This is a genomic window from Holophaga foetida DSM 6591 (assembly GCF_000242615.2).
GTDB lineage: Bacteria > Acidobacteriota > Holophagae > Holophagales > Holophagaceae > Holophaga > Holophaga foetida.
Genome location: NZ_KI912269.1, coordinates 206996 through 224266, shown reverse-complemented (window position 1 = coordinate 224266; position 17271 = coordinate 206996). Strand labels below are relative to the sequence as shown.

The 17271-nt window shown below is 60.6% G+C and carries 13 protein-coding genes; 7 read left to right on the top strand and 6 right to left on the bottom strand.

Annotated elements, in window-relative coordinates:
• Positions 1–340 precede the first annotated feature (340 nt).
• Positions 341–949: a uracil-DNA glycosylase family protein gene (locus HOLFODRAFT_RS25850; RefSeq protein WP_026939414.1), complete on the top strand. Its 609-nt coding sequence runs from the start codon at positions 341–343 to the stop codon at positions 947–949.
• Between the two features lie 242 nt (positions 950–1191).
• On the opposite strand, the gene HOLFODRAFT_RS0216375 is transcribed toward HOLFODRAFT_RS25850, so the two are convergent.
• From HOLFODRAFT_RS0216375 to HOLFODRAFT_RS21900, 3 genes are all read right to left on the bottom strand, one after another.
• On the bottom strand, positions 1192–2190 hold the full coding sequence (locus HOLFODRAFT_RS0216375) for a hypothetical protein (protein WP_005031714.1): 999 nt from the start codon (positions 2188–2190) through the stop codon (positions 1192–1194).
• Between the two features lie 92 nt (positions 2191–2282).
• A complete protein-coding gene (locus HOLFODRAFT_RS0216370) occupies positions 2283–3044 on the bottom strand; it encodes a DUF3293 domain-containing protein (protein ID WP_005031713.1) in 762 nt (253 codons plus the stop codon).
• A 9-nt stretch (positions 3045–3053) separates the two neighbouring features.
• Positions 3054–5144 carry an AAA family ATPase gene (locus HOLFODRAFT_RS21900; RefSeq protein ID WP_005031712.1) on the bottom strand — a complete coding sequence of 697 codons (2091 nt, stop codon included), beginning with the start codon at positions 5142–5144 and terminating at the stop codon, positions 3054–3056.
• A gap of 148 nt (positions 5145–5292) precedes the next feature.
• Between HOLFODRAFT_RS21900 and HOLFODRAFT_RS0216360 the strand changes: the two genes are divergently transcribed.
• The 6 genes from HOLFODRAFT_RS0216360 to HOLFODRAFT_RS0216335 all read left to right on the top strand — a co-directional run bounded on the left by HOLFODRAFT_RS0216360 (position 5293) and on the right by HOLFODRAFT_RS0216335 (position 10351).
• Entirely contained in the window at positions 5293–5574 is a 282-nt protein-coding gene (locus HOLFODRAFT_RS0216360) for a hypothetical protein (protein WP_005031710.1), read from the top strand.
• 278 nt (positions 5575–5852) lie between these two features.
• Positions 5853–7349 (top strand): ATP-binding protein, encoded by a 1497-nt coding sequence (locus tag HOLFODRAFT_RS21895; RefSeq protein WP_005031708.1) that lies wholly within the window; start codon positions 5853–5855, stop codon positions 7347–7349.
• Between the two features lie 400 nt (positions 7350–7749).
• On the top strand, positions 7750–8556 hold the full coding sequence (locus tag HOLFODRAFT_RS0216350) for a hypothetical protein (protein ID WP_148300518.1): 807 nt from the start codon (positions 7750–7752) through the stop codon (positions 8554–8556).
• Positions 8546–9094 carry a type II toxin-antitoxin system VapC family toxin gene (locus HOLFODRAFT_RS0216345; RefSeq protein WP_005031704.1) on the top strand — a complete coding sequence of 183 codons (549 nt, stop codon included), beginning with the start codon at positions 8546–8548 and terminating at the stop codon, positions 9092–9094. The genes HOLFODRAFT_RS0216350 and HOLFODRAFT_RS0216345 overlap by 11 nt, the downstream gene beginning before the upstream one ends.
• A 262-nt stretch (positions 9095–9356) precedes the next feature.
• Positions 9357–9566 (top strand): helix-turn-helix domain-containing protein, encoded by a 210-nt coding sequence (locus HOLFODRAFT_RS0216340; RefSeq protein WP_005031702.1) that lies wholly within the window; start codon positions 9357–9359, stop codon positions 9564–9566.
• Positions 9566–10351, top strand: a complete 786-nt coding sequence (locus tag HOLFODRAFT_RS0216335; protein ID WP_005031700.1) for a hypothetical protein — start codon at positions 9566–9568, stop codon at positions 10349–10351. Before HOLFODRAFT_RS0216340 ends, HOLFODRAFT_RS0216335 begins: the two co-directional genes overlap by 1 nt.
• Positions 10352–10469: 118 nt before the next feature.
• Here HOLFODRAFT_RS0216335 and HOLFODRAFT_RS0216330 read toward each other — a convergent pair whose 3' ends face one another.
• The 3 genes from HOLFODRAFT_RS0216330 to HOLFODRAFT_RS21885 all read right to left on the bottom strand — a co-directional run bounded on the left by HOLFODRAFT_RS0216330 (position 10470) and on the right by HOLFODRAFT_RS21885 (position 17209).
• Entirely contained in the window at positions 10470–11030 is a 561-nt protein-coding gene (locus tag HOLFODRAFT_RS0216330; protein WP_005031698.1) for a recombinase family protein, read from the bottom strand.
• A gap of 864 nt (positions 11031–11894) precedes the next feature.
• Positions 11895–13499: an AAA family ATPase gene (locus HOLFODRAFT_RS21890; protein WP_005031682.1), complete on the bottom strand. Its 1605-nt coding sequence runs from the start codon at positions 13497–13499 to the stop codon at positions 11895–11897.
• 44 nt (positions 13500–13543) lie between these two features.
• The gene (locus HOLFODRAFT_RS21885; RefSeq protein WP_005031680.1) at positions 13544–17209 is read right to left on the bottom strand and encodes an Eco57I restriction-modification methylase domain-containing protein; all 3666 of its coding nucleotides are present in this window, start codon (positions 17207–17209) and stop codon (positions 13544–13546) included.
• Positions 17210–17271: the final 62 nt, after the last annotated feature.

Here is a 17271-nt window from a genome sequence, read left to right as displayed (position 1 = left end):
CCATCACCTGCACCACGACCTCCACCACGGCGGGACGGCGAAGCCCTGCTATGACGCCAACTCGGTCCAAGCCCCTGCCGGGACTGTCGGGCTCAGCAGTCAGCAATCCCTGGGCGACAGGGGACCTGGCGTCCCCAAAAGTGGATCAGCAGGCGCGATTTCCCCATAGCCCTCGCCCAACTCCCCCGCCGCTCCGGGCTTGTTCAACACCGCATTTCATCGGTGGGGGCTCCGTCTACCTGAGGCAGCCTCGCCCACGCCCCACCGACGAAATGCTCACTGTTTTTTTCCAGGGGGTGATGGGCTCTGGAAGGCCCCTGGTAGCCGGTTACGCCCACCAATGCCCTTTGGCGGCATCATGGTCCTCGGTAACAATTTTCAATGCACAGCCAACCATCCAGCCCTGTTGGAGCAGGGTGAGGAGGATCGCCAGAAGGACGCAACCTGGCGCAATCTCCTTGCCTTCTTGGCTACTCTTGGGATCGATCCGGGAAGGTGCTTCTTTACTAACGCTCATATAGGGTTAGTAGAAGGTTCCGATGCCACACGCACTGTCCCGGCCATGTCCGACCCCGGCTACATTGGGCGGTGCCGGGCCTTTCTTCTCCACCAAATCGCGATCCTGCGTCCCCGCCTGATCCTAGCGATGGGGACCAAGGTCCCATCCTTCCTTGCTCCCCTCAGCCCCCAAACTGCCAGCTGGAACAAAACCAAGACCTGGGCCGAGATCGACGCTGAAGAAGGTTGCTTGGTTGAGGCGGCGGAGTTCCCTGGACTTCCAGGGGCCGTCACCATTGTCTGTATCCTCCACCCGAGTTTCCGAGGCCCAAATCTCCGGAGACGCAGCTTTGCCGGGCTCATCGGTTCAGCAGCGGAGGAGGCCCTCGTCAGGAAGGGGTTGCGATGCTCAGAGATCTCCGCACTACCAGACGGCCCCGCCCATGACTGAAGCCCAGGTCGCCTTCATGAAGGACATTGAGCACCGCTACCAAGAGGTCAGCGGCCTCCAGGACCGGTCGGCCTGCAAAATATTCTATGGGCCTGTGCGGCCAGCACCCGTGATGGTGTTGGGTATCAACCCTGGCGGTGACCCAGCGGAGGTAGTTGCCGATAGCCTCCACCGCAGAATGGGATGGACTCCGCAGCCTCTATTGGTTTCTACGAGCATGACGAGTGCGACCTGACGTCGCCTCATACGACGAGTTTCGGGCATCGGAGGACGATCTTCTTTCCCCGGAAGAGGTTGACGTTCACCGTGGTGAGGTTCGGGCAGTCGACGAGGGACGTCCCCCCGCACATGCGGGTCTTCGACGTCGGCCGTCCGATGACCCGGAGGCTCTCACAACGTCGCACCGTCAACGCTGGAGGTGGTAGGGCATCCCGGGGGAATACCGCGTCGATGCTTTCGAGGCCGGGGCAATCCTCGACCTCCAGACTCGCCGTGAGCTTGCCTTGGATCCTGGTGAGCTGCGGACACTGGGAGATCCGAATCGCCGTGGCCGCAGGCAGCTCGATCCTCTCAAGGCCACTGCAAGCCTGGATGGTCAAGGTCCGCCTGGGGCAGCTAAGTCCATCGAGGGGCCTCACCCCATCCACCCCACGGATGGAGACGTCACCCCAGACCTCAAGGTGCTTGGGGAGCAGGAGCCCAGGCCGGGGACCCTCTACCGTGAGGGAGCAGGCCAACCTGCAGGGTAGCCAGGTGAGGTCGACGAGAGCTGACCCAGGACCGATGTGGAGGCCCTCGGGACGGAGGATCTTCCGGAGGCTTTCAGGAATGCGTATGAGGTCTGCGTCATCCAGCCAGGCACTGGGGGGCCACCTCGTCAGGAGGTAGGCCACCATGTCCTCGGACCTCGTACCCAGATGCTCCAGGACCCGCCACCCATCCTTGAGAACGACCAAGGTCCATAGCCCCACCTGGGGGTTGTCCGGGGAGAGGTCCTTACGCTCCCTGATTCCGGCACCCAGCCTCAGGAAATACGGGAAGAGCATATGGAAGCCATCCATGACAGCATTTGCGAGGTCCTCGACGGGAAGCCCCTGAGCCTCCAGAGCCCGCAGGTCCGCCTCGACGGCCTCCTTCGAGGTCGCATTCGAAAATGGGAAGGTGAAGCCGAAGCCTCGCCCTTGGGCCGCAAAGCCAACCCTGAAGGTTGAGGCTGGGTGGATGAGACGGTCGACGCCCATGTGGGCTCCTTTGGAATGCGACAGAACGACGGGGGTGCCGTTTGTGAGGCGGCCTAGACTAGATGGCCTCGGAGACATATCCGCGACTGCGTCTACGGCTCTCCTGCCAGCTTCAGGGCCTTCAGAGCGGCGTGGATCTGCTTACGCCGGTAGTAGTTCCCCATCCCCACTCGCTCACCCCTGGCGTCCTCCTTGATTCGAGTCGCGTTGATGGAGAGCGTCGCGAGGTGGGGGATCGTCTTGTCGTTTCGAGGAACCTCGGCGGTGGTGAAGGGGTTCACCACGCTGGACTCCATCCCCTCGTCCTCGAAGGCTTCGTTGTCCTCGTTGGTGCTCCGCTCCGTGTTGTAGCTCTCGTCAAAGAAGGGGATGAGGAACGTGCGGCCTTTGACCTCGGAGTAGAAGTCACCCGAAGCCTCGTCGTTCATGTCGAGAACAACGATGTGCTCCGCCTGTGTCCCATCCATGTCCACGAGCTTGAACGTGGTCGTGGACATACCGCCTTCCCGGTGCTCAATCTCTCCGGTGATCACGCTCTCCTGGTCGTAGATCTCCATCAGCTTCAACATGTCCCTGGGGGGGATGTTCATGATGAAGAACGCCTGCTCCACCGTGCCGTAGTGACCCTTGTGCGTGACGTAGCCGAAGCCCATGTGGTCCAAGGATTTCTTCAGATTGACCCGGGCGATGTTGTTCTGCTCAGGGGAGACGGTCTTCCCCTGGGGGTTGTCCGGCGACATGATCCCGAAGGTGTGGATCTGGGGGACCATGCCCTTCATGATCATCATCAGCCTGGGGAGGTCAAAGCCCATTTGGGATGTTGAATTTGGGTAGACAAGACGATCAATGCCCATGCGGGCTCCTTAGAAGCCGATCGATCGGCGGGGGATGCCACCCTTGAGGCGACACTCTTCCGTGAGGCGCCCGACGAGGTCCGCGCCGGTCGTGATGGGATCGAACCTTCCCTGACGCAAGACCACTGCGAAGTCCCCAGGGGTCAGACGAGGCATGCGACTTACACTCTCAAGGTTCTTCGATGTGGGCGTGATGCCGAGGCCCTCACAGGCGTCCATGAACATCGCCACGCGCTGAGTCGGTTCCAGGAAGTCGAAGCGGATCTTCGCGTCAAAGCGTCGCAACGCCGCAGGGTCCTGGTTGTCCATGAGGTTGGTCGAGGCGACGAAGACACCCTTGTAGGTCTCAAGTTGGGTCAGCATCTCGTTGACTTGGGAGACCTCCCAGCCCTGGGAGGCCAGGGAGCGGTTCCGCAGGAAGCTGTCGGCCTCGTCCAGGAGGAGCACAGCCCCCTCGTTCTCGGCCTGACGGAACATCCGGGCCATGGCCGCTTCGGTCTGACCGACGTACGCGCCCAGCAAGTCGGAGGCCCGGTGTAGGTGCAGTGGACGGTCGGTCACTCTCGCGAGGTGATGCCCGAAGGCTGTCTTGCCCGTGCCGGGCGGCCCGAAGAGGCAGAGTCTTGCCGCCCCCGACTCCTTCACACCCCGGCAGATGACCTCCAGGTCACGGTCCGCGTTGAGAAGCTCCAGACGGTATTGAGTGGGGCTGTCGACGGAGGCTCGGGACCGGCGGGGGACTCCCATGGCTTCCAGGGTATTGCCTACGAGGCACTCCATGACTGCCTCGGCGTTGGGTCCCTCGGGCGTCTTCGTAACCACGTGGGCGACCTTGGCGGCTCGTTCGATGCCCGCTGGGGTGAGTGCTTGGTGATCTGACATTCGCCTGAGCCAAGCCGGGGACACTGCGAGATCAGCGGTGTGGTTCTGGAGGATAGTCTCCCGAACGCTCCGAGGAGGCACCCCGACCTCAATCACCATGTCGAAGCGTCGAAGGAAGGCGAGGTCTATGACGGAAAGGGAGTTCGTCACCCAGAAGGTTGGGGTCGGGTTCTCCTCCAGGAGCCGGTTGACCCAAGCCTTCTTACCGCCGCCATTGGCGTTTGATCCGCGACGGATATCGTCGTCCGCCGGGCGGAACACATCCTCGATTTCGTCAAAGAGCACCAGAGGCTTGGGGTCGCCCCCAAGAACCCCTTGGGCAAGCTGGTAGGCGCCAAAGCGAGCTTCAGGTCGGTGGGCCTCACCGTAGCGGTCCTCAGAGGCGACCTCGAAGAGGGAGGCCTTGAGTTCAGCAGCCACAGCCCGGGCGAGTTCGGTCTTCCCGGTCCCAGGCTGCCCGTGGAGCAGGATATTCACCCCTTTGCGGCCTGTACGAAGCACCTCCTCCATGTAGGGGATGAGGATCTGGAGGTTCTCCCGTAGGTGGGGATATGCGTTGATCTTCAGCTTGGCGGGGTGACTCCTGAGGAAGTTCGAAAGGAAGACTTCCGAGGGATCGTCATGGTGGAGGGTCAGCTGGTCAGGCAATCCTTGCAGGAGGCCGATCTTGGAATCAAACCCCCACTTGTTCCTCAGCTCGGACCAGACGAGCCCTGAGTGAATAAGCTTGGCGGTGTGGAGCAGGGCGGAGGTGATCTCTTCGACAGGACGCCTGGTGGCCGCAGCGATCAGGGCGTGAACCTCGTGCGTCCGCAGGGGGCCGAACTTATCCAGGAGCGTTCCGAGCAGGGTTGAGTGGTGAGCAAGGCCCAGGAAGATGAGGATGTCCCGCTCCACCGGGTTGAGGGCGAGGGTCTTCACCAACCACTCGAGGTTGCAGGTGAGGGGTTCTGCCCCAGGGAGCTTGGGGGCGAGGATGTTCAAGGTCTTGAGGCGACGGTTGAGAAAGCGAAGGAAGCCCGGTGACCGAGCTAAGGGAGGAGCCCCCTCGGTTTCCAGCCCCATGAGGCGAACAATCCACCGGTCAGGAAACCCCCGGGCGTCCACAGCGACTCGGATGCCGTCTAGGTCCACAAGCAGCCGGAGGAGCATCAGGGTGGTCACCTGGTCGAATCCAACGGGAAGACCCTGGAAGGGCCTTCTTGATACTCGTGCCATTGGCGCCTCCACCCTAGTACTAGGGCCGAAGATCTCCGATTTGCACTCCTTCGGGGGAGATGCCCCCAAACCCTCCCTAGTAATAGATGGGGATTACAGGAGCCACAGGCTGTCGGTCACGGGACCTCAGCACGGCTCTGGAGGGCCAATGAACGACGATCAGAGTGGGGCCGTGGTCATCACGGTGGACTACCAGTACGACATCCACAGCATTCGGCTATCGGGCCGGACCTATGCCCGGATCAAGGCCGGGAAGCCCGTGACCATTCGAGGGCAGGGATTCTTCAATGAAGAACGCTGGGAGGTAGATCGCTGGCGTTTCAATCACGGTGATCAGGGGACGGTGTGTGTATTCACCGACGAAGGTCGGGACATCTTCGAGGGGTATCTCGACGCTGGGGATGTGTGGGTCGACAGCCCCGAACTCTGATTCAAACCAGTGAGATTGCTTCAGTCCCTGGCTTGAACCCGAGTTCACTACTCGCCTATTTCGGCACCTTCACATTCGGGGTGGAGGCAACGCGGCAAGCTTCTTGGAAGGAACGCCTCTTCGAGACCCCTTTACCCATGCAAATCTTCGACAGGAGTCAGGCATCTTGCGATGATAAGTTGATCAAATAGGTATGCCATGACTCCAGAAGCTCAAGCACTTGTTCAGATTGACGCCCTCCTCGTGAAGGCTGGGCGAGTGATCCAGGAGGCCAGGATATGACCCATCCCGGTACCGATGCCTCGTGGCTTTCCCTGGACGAGACTAAAACCCTTGAATTCAAACGGATCAAGGGTGCAGAACTCAAAAAGATCCTCCAGACCCTGACAGCCTTCGCCAACACAGACGGAGGTTTCCTGGTCATCGGCATGGAGGATCTGAGCAAGGCTCAGGGCAAGGATCGTCTTTACGGGATCGAGGAAAACGAGCCCGCTGTGGACGACCTGCGGCGGGAGCTGAGGACCCGGGTGATTCCGAACATCGGCGGAGAACTGGGGCCAGAGCCCCTTTTTCAACGGATCCCATGCACTCTCCGAGATGGGACCCCAGGGCACCTGCTGGCCATCGAGGTTAGGCCCAGCAAGGATCTCCACTCCATCACGGGAGGCGGTACATGGGAGCGCTTGGACAAGGGCAACCGCCAGCTCTCTGCCCAGGAGGTCACGGATCGACGCTTCCGCCTGGGGGCCATTAGCGTGGTAGACCAGCCTGTTGATGTGCCTTTTGAACTTCTGGATACGCCCTTATGGCACGAGTACCGCACGACTCGGGGCAGTACGGCCCCCTTTCCAGAGGTATTGGGTCATATGGGGCTCTCCAAGCCCCTTCCCGGTGGGGCATGGAAGCCCACGCGCCTAGCCGTACTGCTCTTCGCCCACTACCCCAGCGAGGTCCTGGGGGAGAAGTGCGCCATCCGCCTCTTCCACTACCAAGGGGACGAGATCAAGCAAGCGGGCAACACCTACAATTTCCTGCGCCCCCCCAAAACCATTGGCGGCCCCCTACTGACCCAGATTCGGGAAGCCCTCAAGAGCGTGGTAGAAGCCATCTCAAAGGGGGTTCAAATGGGTCCCCTCGGTATGGAGATCGTGCAGAGCTACCCTCTGCGTGTACTCCAGGAGGCCATCACCAATGCTGTGCTACACCGGGATTACCGCCTGCCCACCGATATTCATATCCGGATCTTCGCCAACCGAGTTGAGGTGGAAAGCCCTGGCGTTCTACCCCACCGACTCCGGGTGGACGAACTGGGGAAGGTGGGAAGCAAGCCGAGGAACCCCAGCCTGACGGGACACCTCCGAGACTTCCAGGACGCACCCAACTTCGAGCTGGGCGAAGGCATCCGCATGATGAACACCCTCATGCGTGAAGCCGAACTCTTCCCACCGGTCTTCCAAAGCAGCCCGGATCGCGAATCTTTCACGGTCATCCTGCGGAACCAAGCCCGCCCATCCGTGTGGAACCAAGTCGAGAGCTACTTGGAGACCCATGCCACCATCGGCAATGCTGAAGTTCGCCAGTTGCTTCGCACGGATGATCCTATCAAGGCCAGTCGTCAGCTCCGGTCCTGGTTGGATGCGGGTCTACTCACCCTCGCCGACCCGACGGCATCCCGCAGTCAGCGACGCTACAAGCTTCCGGGAAGGGACACCCAAGTCGATCTTTTTGACTCAGCCTGGGGCTCTGTGGGCAAGGAGGAGACTGAATTGGAGTAGGCCTCCTCCCCCCTTTTTTCTTTTGCATTACCGTCCTGCAAATGAATTTCGACTTTTCATCAAGCCCAATCAAATCAGTCGGTTTTGGGAACCCCCTATTGCACAAGAGGCATACTAAAGGTATGTGGCTACTCATTATTCATTGTGTATGAGATAGGTCGAACTCAGGATCAAGCCTATTGCAAAGGCGAATAGAAAACGAACTGATGCTGGTGTCTAACCTAGATTGATATCAACAATAGCAATACCGTCCTATTGCGTTGCGACTTCCGGACGTCCACCCCTGTGACCCATGCTTCACGCTCCACCCTCCAAGGCTTTCTTGAGCATGAAGGGGCCTCACCAATCTCATATTCCCTGGTTGCAGATCCCCAAAATGGTCCACAATGACAGCACCACCATGAGCGAGCTGAAAATCCGTATAGAGCTGAATAAGGGGGGCGTGGGTATGCCCCTTGAGAAGCTTGTTGTTCGAGCAGATCACCTAGTTCGGTTTCTCAATGCGGTGGTCGCAGACCTTGGATTACAGAAGGGGCAGGCAGCCTGGCTCGCAGAGGATTTCGCTAACGGTTCCGTCGACTTCGATTGCCGTCTCTCTGGGGAAATAAGCCCTCAGGTCGTCGATGACACCCGCTCCCTACTCGACTCGTTTTTTGGAAACAAGCCTCCAGAACCACTACTGGCCCTTAAGGTCACACCCGGAACCAAGGGTCAGTTCAGGCGCCTCACCAGTAATCTGGATCCCAATGAGTTGATCCGCGTCTCCCTCTACCAACCAAGCAATGGAGAGCTTGGCCCCTGGCTGCTCGTTAGTGACTCCAGTTCGAGTTTGTTGGACGAGGAACCCCGCCTAGGCAGGACTTACTATGGTGAGGTCCAGGGAACTGTGGCAGCCCTGTTCAAGGAGGGGAAGTTACATCTATGGGTGCGCGATCTATCCACGGATCGTCGGGTCCGTTGTTCCTTTGCTCCCGATCTTTATCCGGAGGCAGTAAGGGCATTGAACGATCCAGGGGCGGTCGTTTTTATTGACGGCCAGGTCACAGAGGACCCGGACACAGGAGACACCGTTGAGATCCAAGCGGAGCATATACGGCCCGCGCCACAATTCTCCTTAGATCTGTTTAACAGCATGCTTGGGGCAATTCCGGACTACACCGACCCAATGACCACACTAGAACACACAGAGGTCTTCCGTGACCGCTAAACCTCGGATCTACATCGATTCCAACCCCATCATCGACTTGGTGAAGTATGAGGTCAGGGGCAACGTTCAGAACGAGATTACTGAACATGCGTGGCACACCCAGCAGCTGATTCGTGCCGCTCAAGATGGTCTCGTGGATTTGTACACCTGCACGCTCAGTATTGCGGAATGCACCCATGTGAGTGACCACAAGAAAGAGGAACTCGCGAGGCCCTTTTTCCTTGGTCTTCTGGCATCGGGTAGAGGTGGTTTCAAGCTCATCCAGCCAACCATGGTGATTATGGAGCTCGCAAGAAGTCTCCGCTGGGTACACAACTGTACATTTAAGGGCGTTGACTCAGTTCATGCCGCAGCAGCAGCGCACTTTCACTGTCAAGAGCTGCTTACCAATGATCAAAAAATGTTGAGCAACGCATCTCTTCTCCAGCAAACCCACAGGCTCCGAATCTGTCGTCCCTCTGGAACGAGGTTGCTACCCGATGACTATCGGAAACAGTCCCTATTTACTGATGAGGACACCGAAGCTACGGGGGCCTGACTCAATATTCGTGGTGGGGACCACCCATTCACGCCTGAGAGCGAAACGACAACATACACATCCTTGGTCGCCCGCACATGGCCAATGTCCGTTGTGATGGCCGACCAAAGTGACGCATGGTGACTACTCATGAACGTGAAGAATGACTTGTGTGTCAAATGCCTAGCCGGATCTCATCCGTGATTGTTGTTGAGTCTTCCGAATGAACTTCGCCCCTCCTATATGACGACCCGAATTTCTCGGGTTGCAAAAGGAGGTCGAAATGAAAACTCTCACCACCCACATGGGCACCATGGTCAACATGATCCCGGCCCCTGAGGCGGCTCGCCTCACCAGTCGCAGCCCCCAGACCCTGCGCCGCATGAGTAAGGCCGGTGACCTCCCGGTCTTCCGGGTCAAGCGTTGCCTCTACTATCGGCTCTCTGATCTGGAGGCCCTTTTTCAGGTTGTCGAGATCGAAGGGGGTGTGTAGTGAGCCGGGACCCCAAGCTGAATTCCAATCAATTCCCTGACGAGGTGTTGGCTTACTTCGGCGTTGTCGGAATTCCCAAGACTGAGGCGGGCAAGGAAGAGGTCGCTGCTCATTTCCGGGAGGGGGCCGCGGCGCTTCAGGCAATGAGCGATGCCTTCGAGAAGGGGGCTCAGTTTCTGGGAATGGACGCTCACGGTCTGGGGGACCAGGTCCAGGTGTTCATGGAGCGTGCCTTGAGCGGGAAGGCGAATTACCCTGGCGAGGGCATCTCCTTCAAGCGGACTGCTTGGGAGGTTAGCGGGATCAGTACGCTCATTCCGGATGTCGAAGGGGTTCAGTGCCTCCCCAGCACCGAGGGCCAGCTGCGGATCGAAGTCGGGGAGATGGAGTGCCGTCTGATTTTGGATGACCCATGTATGAAGCATGGGGGAACTGGCCTCAGGCTGAGCCCCAACACGCCTAGAGAGGCGTGGAAAATGGCGTCTCTATTCCAACGGCTGGCGAATTCGCTTCGGACCATAGGAGACCGGGCATCCTACCGGGCTCGAGTTCCGAAAGGTGCTCTCTGCCAGGCTTGTCAGGAAAACACCGTGATCCCGGCAAGCGGGCTGGATGAGTCTGCGATTGCCAATCATCGGAGTGAGCAGTTCTGCTGTTTGTGCGACCCCGTGATTCGGCAAGGGCGCGCCATGTATAAGTCTGCCGTAACCGTGTGGAACGGTCGCCAAATCCGCTTCGCCGGGGTGACAGAGGAGGTGCTTCAGGCTGTCATGGAAAGTCTTTAGCTGGGATGTTCTGGGGCCACCCTGAGTATTACTGCTTAGGTGGCCCCTGCCACCATCGCCTTGGGGCATGCAATGGTGGCAGGGGCACCTCGTCACAGGAGATTCCCAGAGCCGTCAGTCAGTCCACTGGCCGCAGGTAATGGTAGAGGGTCTCTCGACTGACACCGAACTCACGGGCTAGCTGGGCCTTCTTCTCCCCGGCGGCAGCACGCTGCCGCAACTCGGCCGCACGTTCAGGTGACAATGCCCTCTTTCGACCTCGGTAGGCTCCACGTTGCTTCGCTAACGCGATGCCTTCGCGCTGGCGCTCACGGATGAGGGCACGCTCGAACTCTGCGAATGCACCCATGACGGAGAGCATGAGGTTCGCCATCGGGGAGTCCATGCCTGTAAAGGTCAGGTGCTCCTTGACGAACTCGACGCACACGCCACGCTGGGTAAGTCCCTGCACCAAGCGGCGCAGGTCATCCAGATTGCGGGCCAGGCGGTCCATGCTATGCGCCACCACCGTGTCTCCCTCCCGCACAAAGGAGAGCAGAGCATCAAGCTGGGGACGCTGTGTGTCCTTGCCTGACGCCTTGTCGGTGAACACCTTGTCCACCTGAACGTTCTCGAGCTGGCGTTCAGGGTTCTGGTCCAGGCTGCTGACGCGGATATAGCCGATGCGATGTACTTGCAAGTTGCCTCCGGCTGGAAGTGTCAACTTGAAGTCTATAACCCTGACGGGGATGTGTCAATAAACGGTGATACCGACTCCATCCTGACACTCTGGGGAGGGGCTCCTGACGTCCATTTAGGGTATACCCCAAATGGGCAGCTTTGAAGTCGCAGTGCTCCCGTGCCACCTCAACGACGTCGGGTGTTCCCCATGGCGACGTAGATGATGCGCGTCGGAGCCGGTTCTGGCGGGATCACGGGCATCCTCATGACTGCAAGGCAGCATTCGCGGCATAGTTGAACAGTTCCCCAGGTTGTGTGTCGCACGCTCTCCAGCTGGTCCGAATAGCGTGAGCATTGATGGCAATTGCCTGTGCCACCTGGTGAGGAGGCACCCGTTCGAGTTGTGGGCCTCAGGAGGCACTCGTAGGAATGAGGTGCTGGAAGTGCTGAATGTTCGATGATTGGCTGCGGCCTTTGCTCGAGTGCTTTCTTTGTCAGCGGCTTGGGTCCCCTGCTTCGCATCGGTAGCACCCTGCGTTCCCAGTCTTCCGCATATGCCAAGCCTTCAGATAGGCAGTATCGTCCTCCACTCGTGCGACTTACTTCTCCGGCCCTTATCATTTCCTTCAAAAAGTGCTCGAGTAATCCCTGGGAGAAGGTAATCCTTTTTTTTGATAATGATTTCCTGATTTCTTCAAGCCTGCGAGGTGCTCCATTCGCAAGGAATGCTTTGATTGCGTAGCGGATTGCTTTTTCGCGATTAGGACTGATCATGCGAACGGCTCTGGCTTGGTGGTTGTAGATATTGGTATATGCGATTGTATCCAGTAGTGGTGTCAATCTGTGTGGCGTCATGCATCTGTGGCTCGCTGCTAATGGCGATTTATTGCTGATCTATTTGGCCCCTCCCGTTCTGGACATTGCGTGTGTAGCGGCATCGCGGGTAGTTGCTGCACCCGAAAAAAGGCCCAAAACGCCCATTCCGCTCCCGCAGGGCCCCCCCGCAGACCGGACAGCGTTCGGGTGCCTCCCCGTCGACCTCCTGGGGCTCTGGAGTCCTTTCCTGGGCTTTCGGCTCGGGAAAGATGGCCTGGTAGAAGCGCTTGATGGCGGGGTCACACTTCACGTCACCAAGTTGGATGGGGCGCACCAGGGTGATATCGGAGAGTGAGCGGCAGCGGCTCAAGGCCACGTAGACCTGGCCGGGGGCGAAGGCGCCGGTGCCCAGGTCCACCCTGACCCGTTCCAGGGTCTTGCCCTGGGCCTTGTGGATGGTGACGGCCCAGGCCAAGGTTAGCGGGAACTGAACGTAGAAGCCTGTCGACTGGGGGACGATTCGATCCTTGGTGTAGTCGTAGGTGTAGCGGAAGGACTCCCATCGCTCCTGGGTGACCTCGTGAATGGCGCCGGGGTGGTCGGTTAACAGTTCTACCTGGATGGACTTCTCCAGGATGGCGTGCACCCGACCGATGGTGCCATTGACCCACCGACGGCTGGAGTCGTTTTTGGTAAACATCACCTGGGCCCCAGGCTTCAGGGCAAGGTTCAGCGGGGCCGGGAGCCGCTCCTCCTCGACGGCGAACTTTCCTGAGACAACCCCCTCGAAGATGCTGGGTTCACCAGGGAGCGCATCGAGGGCCTCTCGGTTTTCCCGGTCCGCGGCGGCATTGGTGGTGGTCAGGGCCACTAGATGGCGCTCCTGCCCCTCGGTGTTGGCACACGCAGCGTTGATGGATGGGATCACCTCTTCCAGGGACTCCGCTTCCCGGACCTTGCTGAGCATCTCCATGAAAGCCGTATCCCGCTGCCGGAAGATGCGCCCCAGTTCGACGGGGAGCAGTTGCCCCTCCTGGAGGGCCTTGGCGCTGAAAAAGTAGGGGCTTTCGTAATGCCGCCCGAAGAGGACGGTCTCCTCGCCTCGGGTCACCACCGGGGGGAGCTGGAGGAGGTCGCCCACCAGCAGCAGCTGGACGCCCCCGAAGGGGCGGTCTCGATGCCGCCCGTTGATGCGCAGAAACAGGTCCATGGCATCGATGAGGTCAGCCCGCACCATGGAGACCTCGTCGACGATCAACAAGTCCAGCTTGGTGTAAAGGCGGCGGTCCTTGACCTCCTTGATGTCCTCCTCAACCACGATCCGGGGCGGTAGACGGAAAAAGGAGTGGATGGTGGCCCCACCCACGTTCAGGGCCGCCACGCCCGTCGGGGCCACCACCACAACCTGCTTCTTGAGCGAGTGCCGGATGTAGTGGATCAGGGTCGACTTGCCCGTGCCCGCCTTGCCACTGACGAAAACAATGGGGGCGCCCGCCTCGATGAGCTTCGCCACCTTGCGGTATTCCTCCGTGACCTCGATGCCTTCCAACGGATTGGGGGGCTGGGGTGTGGTCCGGCGCTGGACCGGGTCATGGGTGGCCACCCGGTTCAGCTCGGCGATGCTGACCGGCTTGATGCCCAGGATGGCTTTCAGTTCGCCCAGGAAGCTCATGGCGCGTCACCGGGCCCGGATGGGGCGAGGGTGGATGGCTGCCATCACCTTTGCCTCTTAATGGCTTCTGCCATGGCATCGTAGGCGAAAAGGATGGTCTCCTTGGTTTGAAAGGTGCCGTAGGCTGCTTCGTCCTTCCGCTTCACGATGGGGAAGGTGCCCATCACGTAGGCCACGTCCTCACGGGAGATGCCGTAGAGGTGGAAGAATGCGGCGTCCAACTCACAGCGAAGCAAGAATCGGCGTTCTTCATTCCAGCAAAAAGCAGGACCTGTCGAACCACATTCACAACCAAGCGCCTGCATATCTCTGGCTGTATAGGCGAGTTCGAGTGCCCTGGTGCTGATCCACTTTTCCAAGCTCTCCCCTGGGGACCAAGCACAAGGAGTCGCATAGGCATCAGGGGGCAGGACCGCCAACTGGAATAGGTAGCCGTAGGTGAGATGTGTCCCACCGATCTTCTGGCGGGCCAAGTAGTCCAACACAAAAGCCGTCAGGTTGGCCTGGAAGCATAGCCGCAGTGTGGCTCCAAGCCTGGAGCGGAAGAGGGGGCTCGTGTGTCCCACCCCTGCCCTCGGCAGTGCACTCGCAATGACCGTGCGTTCATTGGTAGCGTTGGTGATATCGCGCCAGCCCATGAACCATCGGGGGGTGCGGTGTTCTAGGAAGGTCTCGGCCACCCGCTCGGGGGGCTGTACGACGCTGAGGACCGCTTCGTCCTGGGGGGTCCAGCCACAGGTGGTCGCTGCCTCCAGGGCCCTGTCCAGGGCCAGGTTGCTCAGGTTCACGTGATCAAGGCAGGGCGTCTGGGCCCTGCGGGTGCGCCATAGGTCCTGCGCGGCCACCGCCAGCTGGGGCCCTTCGCCCACGCTTGCCTCTACGAGATCAGCCCCCAGGGCCCACTCGCCCAGGGCGTTGGCCATCGCATTGCTGTCCCCGGCCGTCAGCGCCCGGCGCAGACCCTTTGGGATGTCCGCAGCGCGGAGTTTGACCTCGCGCTCGGGCACCCAGTAGCGGGGCATGACCTGGGTAGAATGATCCGCCTTTTCCGATGCCTCGAAGTCCCGCGTGTCGGTGTCGTTGGCGTAGGTCGCAAAGCGGTGGTCGAAGTGGTGGAGCATCTTCGCTTCGTAGAGGGGCAGGTAAGCATCCTGGTCCTTGCGAAAGCTGTTGCCATCCAGGGTCCAGCCATCGCTGGACAGATCCCCCCGGGTCTTGAAGAGTCCGGAGTCGCTGGCCATGTTGAAAAGCCCCTGGCTGAAGCTAAGCCGCCATGGGTTCACCTCGGGCATGGGCGGGTCGGCCTCCTCGTCCGCCTCCTGGATCAGCACGGGCACCCGACGATAGATGGCCTTGGTCAGCTCGGCATCAGTCTTGGAGCGGAAGGTGGCGCAGGTCCCGGTGTTGGGGCTCAGTAGCGCCAGATCTTCGGCCGTTAGGGTGAAGTGCTTGTCCGGGTCCTCCAGGTCCTCCACCTGGAGCAGGAAGAACGCGAAGTCCGTGCCCTGGCTTGCCCTGCATTCCGCCCCACCCATTGTGACTAGGGAGAATTTGATTCGGCTGTCAACAGCAGGAAAGATCTTCTCCCGGTTTTCGAAGTCGTAGAGGCGCTGCAGGGCTCCGCTCTGCATCAGGTCCTGGAAGAAGAACTTGGTGGTGTCGTCCGTGGCGATGCCTGAGGGCACGACGATGCCTGCCTGTCCCCGGGGGAGGAGGAGGTTGCGCATTGTTTCTGCGAAGATGCTGTATGTATTGATCTTGCCTACCGCGCAGAGCGGGAATTGCCCCGATTCTCGGATGAGCTGTCGGGTGCCCTGCGCGATGCGCAGATCTGTTTTGAACGCGGCCAGGAGTCCAGGGTTGTTTTCTGCAAGAGCCGCGATGCGCCTTGTCCGCTCGGCCGCAGTCGGGGCAGAGGCCACATGCTCGTCCCTTGCCGCGAACCATTCCTCCTCCTTCATCTCCAGGGTCTCCCAGGGCGGGTTCCCCAGGACAACATCGAATCCCCCCACCCATCCCAGGGACCCGTTTCCCGGCTGGAAGACCTGGGGGAAGGCCAGATGCCAGTGGTGGAAGGCATAGGTCTCCGCCAAGGATCGGATCCTTTCGACGGCCCTTGCGGGCAGGCGATCCGGGGAGAGCAGCAGCTGCTCGAAGCCCCCCTGGGTCAGGGGGGCGGCCCCTCCCACATCACCTGCGGTCTGGGTGGTCTTCTCCCAGACGAAGGCGGCACACCAGGCATCAGCCTGGAGCTTGGCCTCGGCCCATTCGGCGGAGTCCCTAAGGGCGCGGAAACGGGCCTCCTTGGCGTGGATTCCCTGGATATCACTATCCCCCGTCCCCTCCAGCTCGGTCATCCCCGAATGGAGGGCCGCCAAGGTCCCTCCCCGGGAGCGCCCCAAGGTGCTGAAGAGTTCGGTGTGGCTATCGTGCCCCTTGCCGCGACGGGCGTGGGTCCTGCGCTCATCCCTGTTGCGACGCTTCAGAGCCGTCACCACTGTCCGCTCATCCCCCTCCAGGGGGGAGAAGGCTTCATCGGGGATTCCCTGCGCCATGAGAGCAGGCGTCGTGCCCAGCAGGCTGTTGCCGCACTGGATATGGGCATCGAGGAAGGAGAGCGGCTTGCCGGGTTCCAGGGCCTCCAGCCAGAGGTTGACCTTGCACAGCTCCACGGCCATGGGATTGAGGTCCACCCCGTAGAGGCAGCGGCCGATGACATCCCGCAGGGCGTGCCGGATGCTTTCGGGGCTGGGGGCTTCCTCGCCGGTGCGGACCGAGGCCAGCTTCCGGGCGATTCGGTGGGCGGCGGCGATGAGGAAGTGGCCACTGCCGCAGGCTGGCTCGCAGACCTTGAGGGCCATGATGGCCTGCTCGGGGTCGGGCTTGTCGCCAGCTTCGGCCAGCACCGGATCCAGGGCAGACTCGAGCAGGCACTGGATCAGGCTCTCGGGGGTGTAGTAGCTCCCGGTGGTCCTGCGTTCATTGCCACCAACAACCTGGAGGGTGAAGACCCCCGCCTCCAATTCCATGGTGGGGCTCAGCTCCAACAGGCTCTCGTAGATGCTGCCCAGTTCCTCGCTGCCGAGGTTACGGTAGTCGACCAGGCGCCACCCGCTGTTGTCCTTCACCAAGCCCAGGTGACGGATCGCCTGGAGGAAGTGGTCGTTGCCCAGCTCTGCGGCATCCAGATCCGCGAGAGCCTGGGCATCGAAGAGGAAGCCCCCCAGGGCCGGGAGGCCCAGCTCGGGGCAGCCGTGATCATCTCCCAGCTTGGCGAAGACGAGCCGGAGTCCCACCCATAGGTCGCTATGGCGCCCTCCGCGGCTGCGCTCGGCCAAGCGGCGGAGGTGCTGACCGCTGTAGAAGCGGGCATAGCGTGAGCGGGCTTCTTCGGTGGCACCGGGTCCGTGGAGCAGGTTCCGGTCCTCGGCCACGAAGAGGAAGATCAGGCGATAGACCAGGCGCAGGAGCTGACGATAGAACTCCTCCTTGCGCAGCTCACCGGCCTGGAGGCGCTGACGGAGATCCTGGTTGGCGGGATGGGCGATGAATCCGGTTCCCAGGGACTCCAGGGCGAGCTGCACACCGTCCCGGAGCTGGTCCAGGGCACGGCGGCCTTCGTTCTGGGCCTGGCGGGACCAGACCTCCAGCCAGCAGGTCTCGGGACGATCGGCGGCGCTGCCCTCCAGCCGGGACTGGTGGCAGAGCATCCAGAGGAGGCGGAGTAAGCGTTCAGCCCCCGCAGGGGGATGGACGCTTACAAATTCAGTCC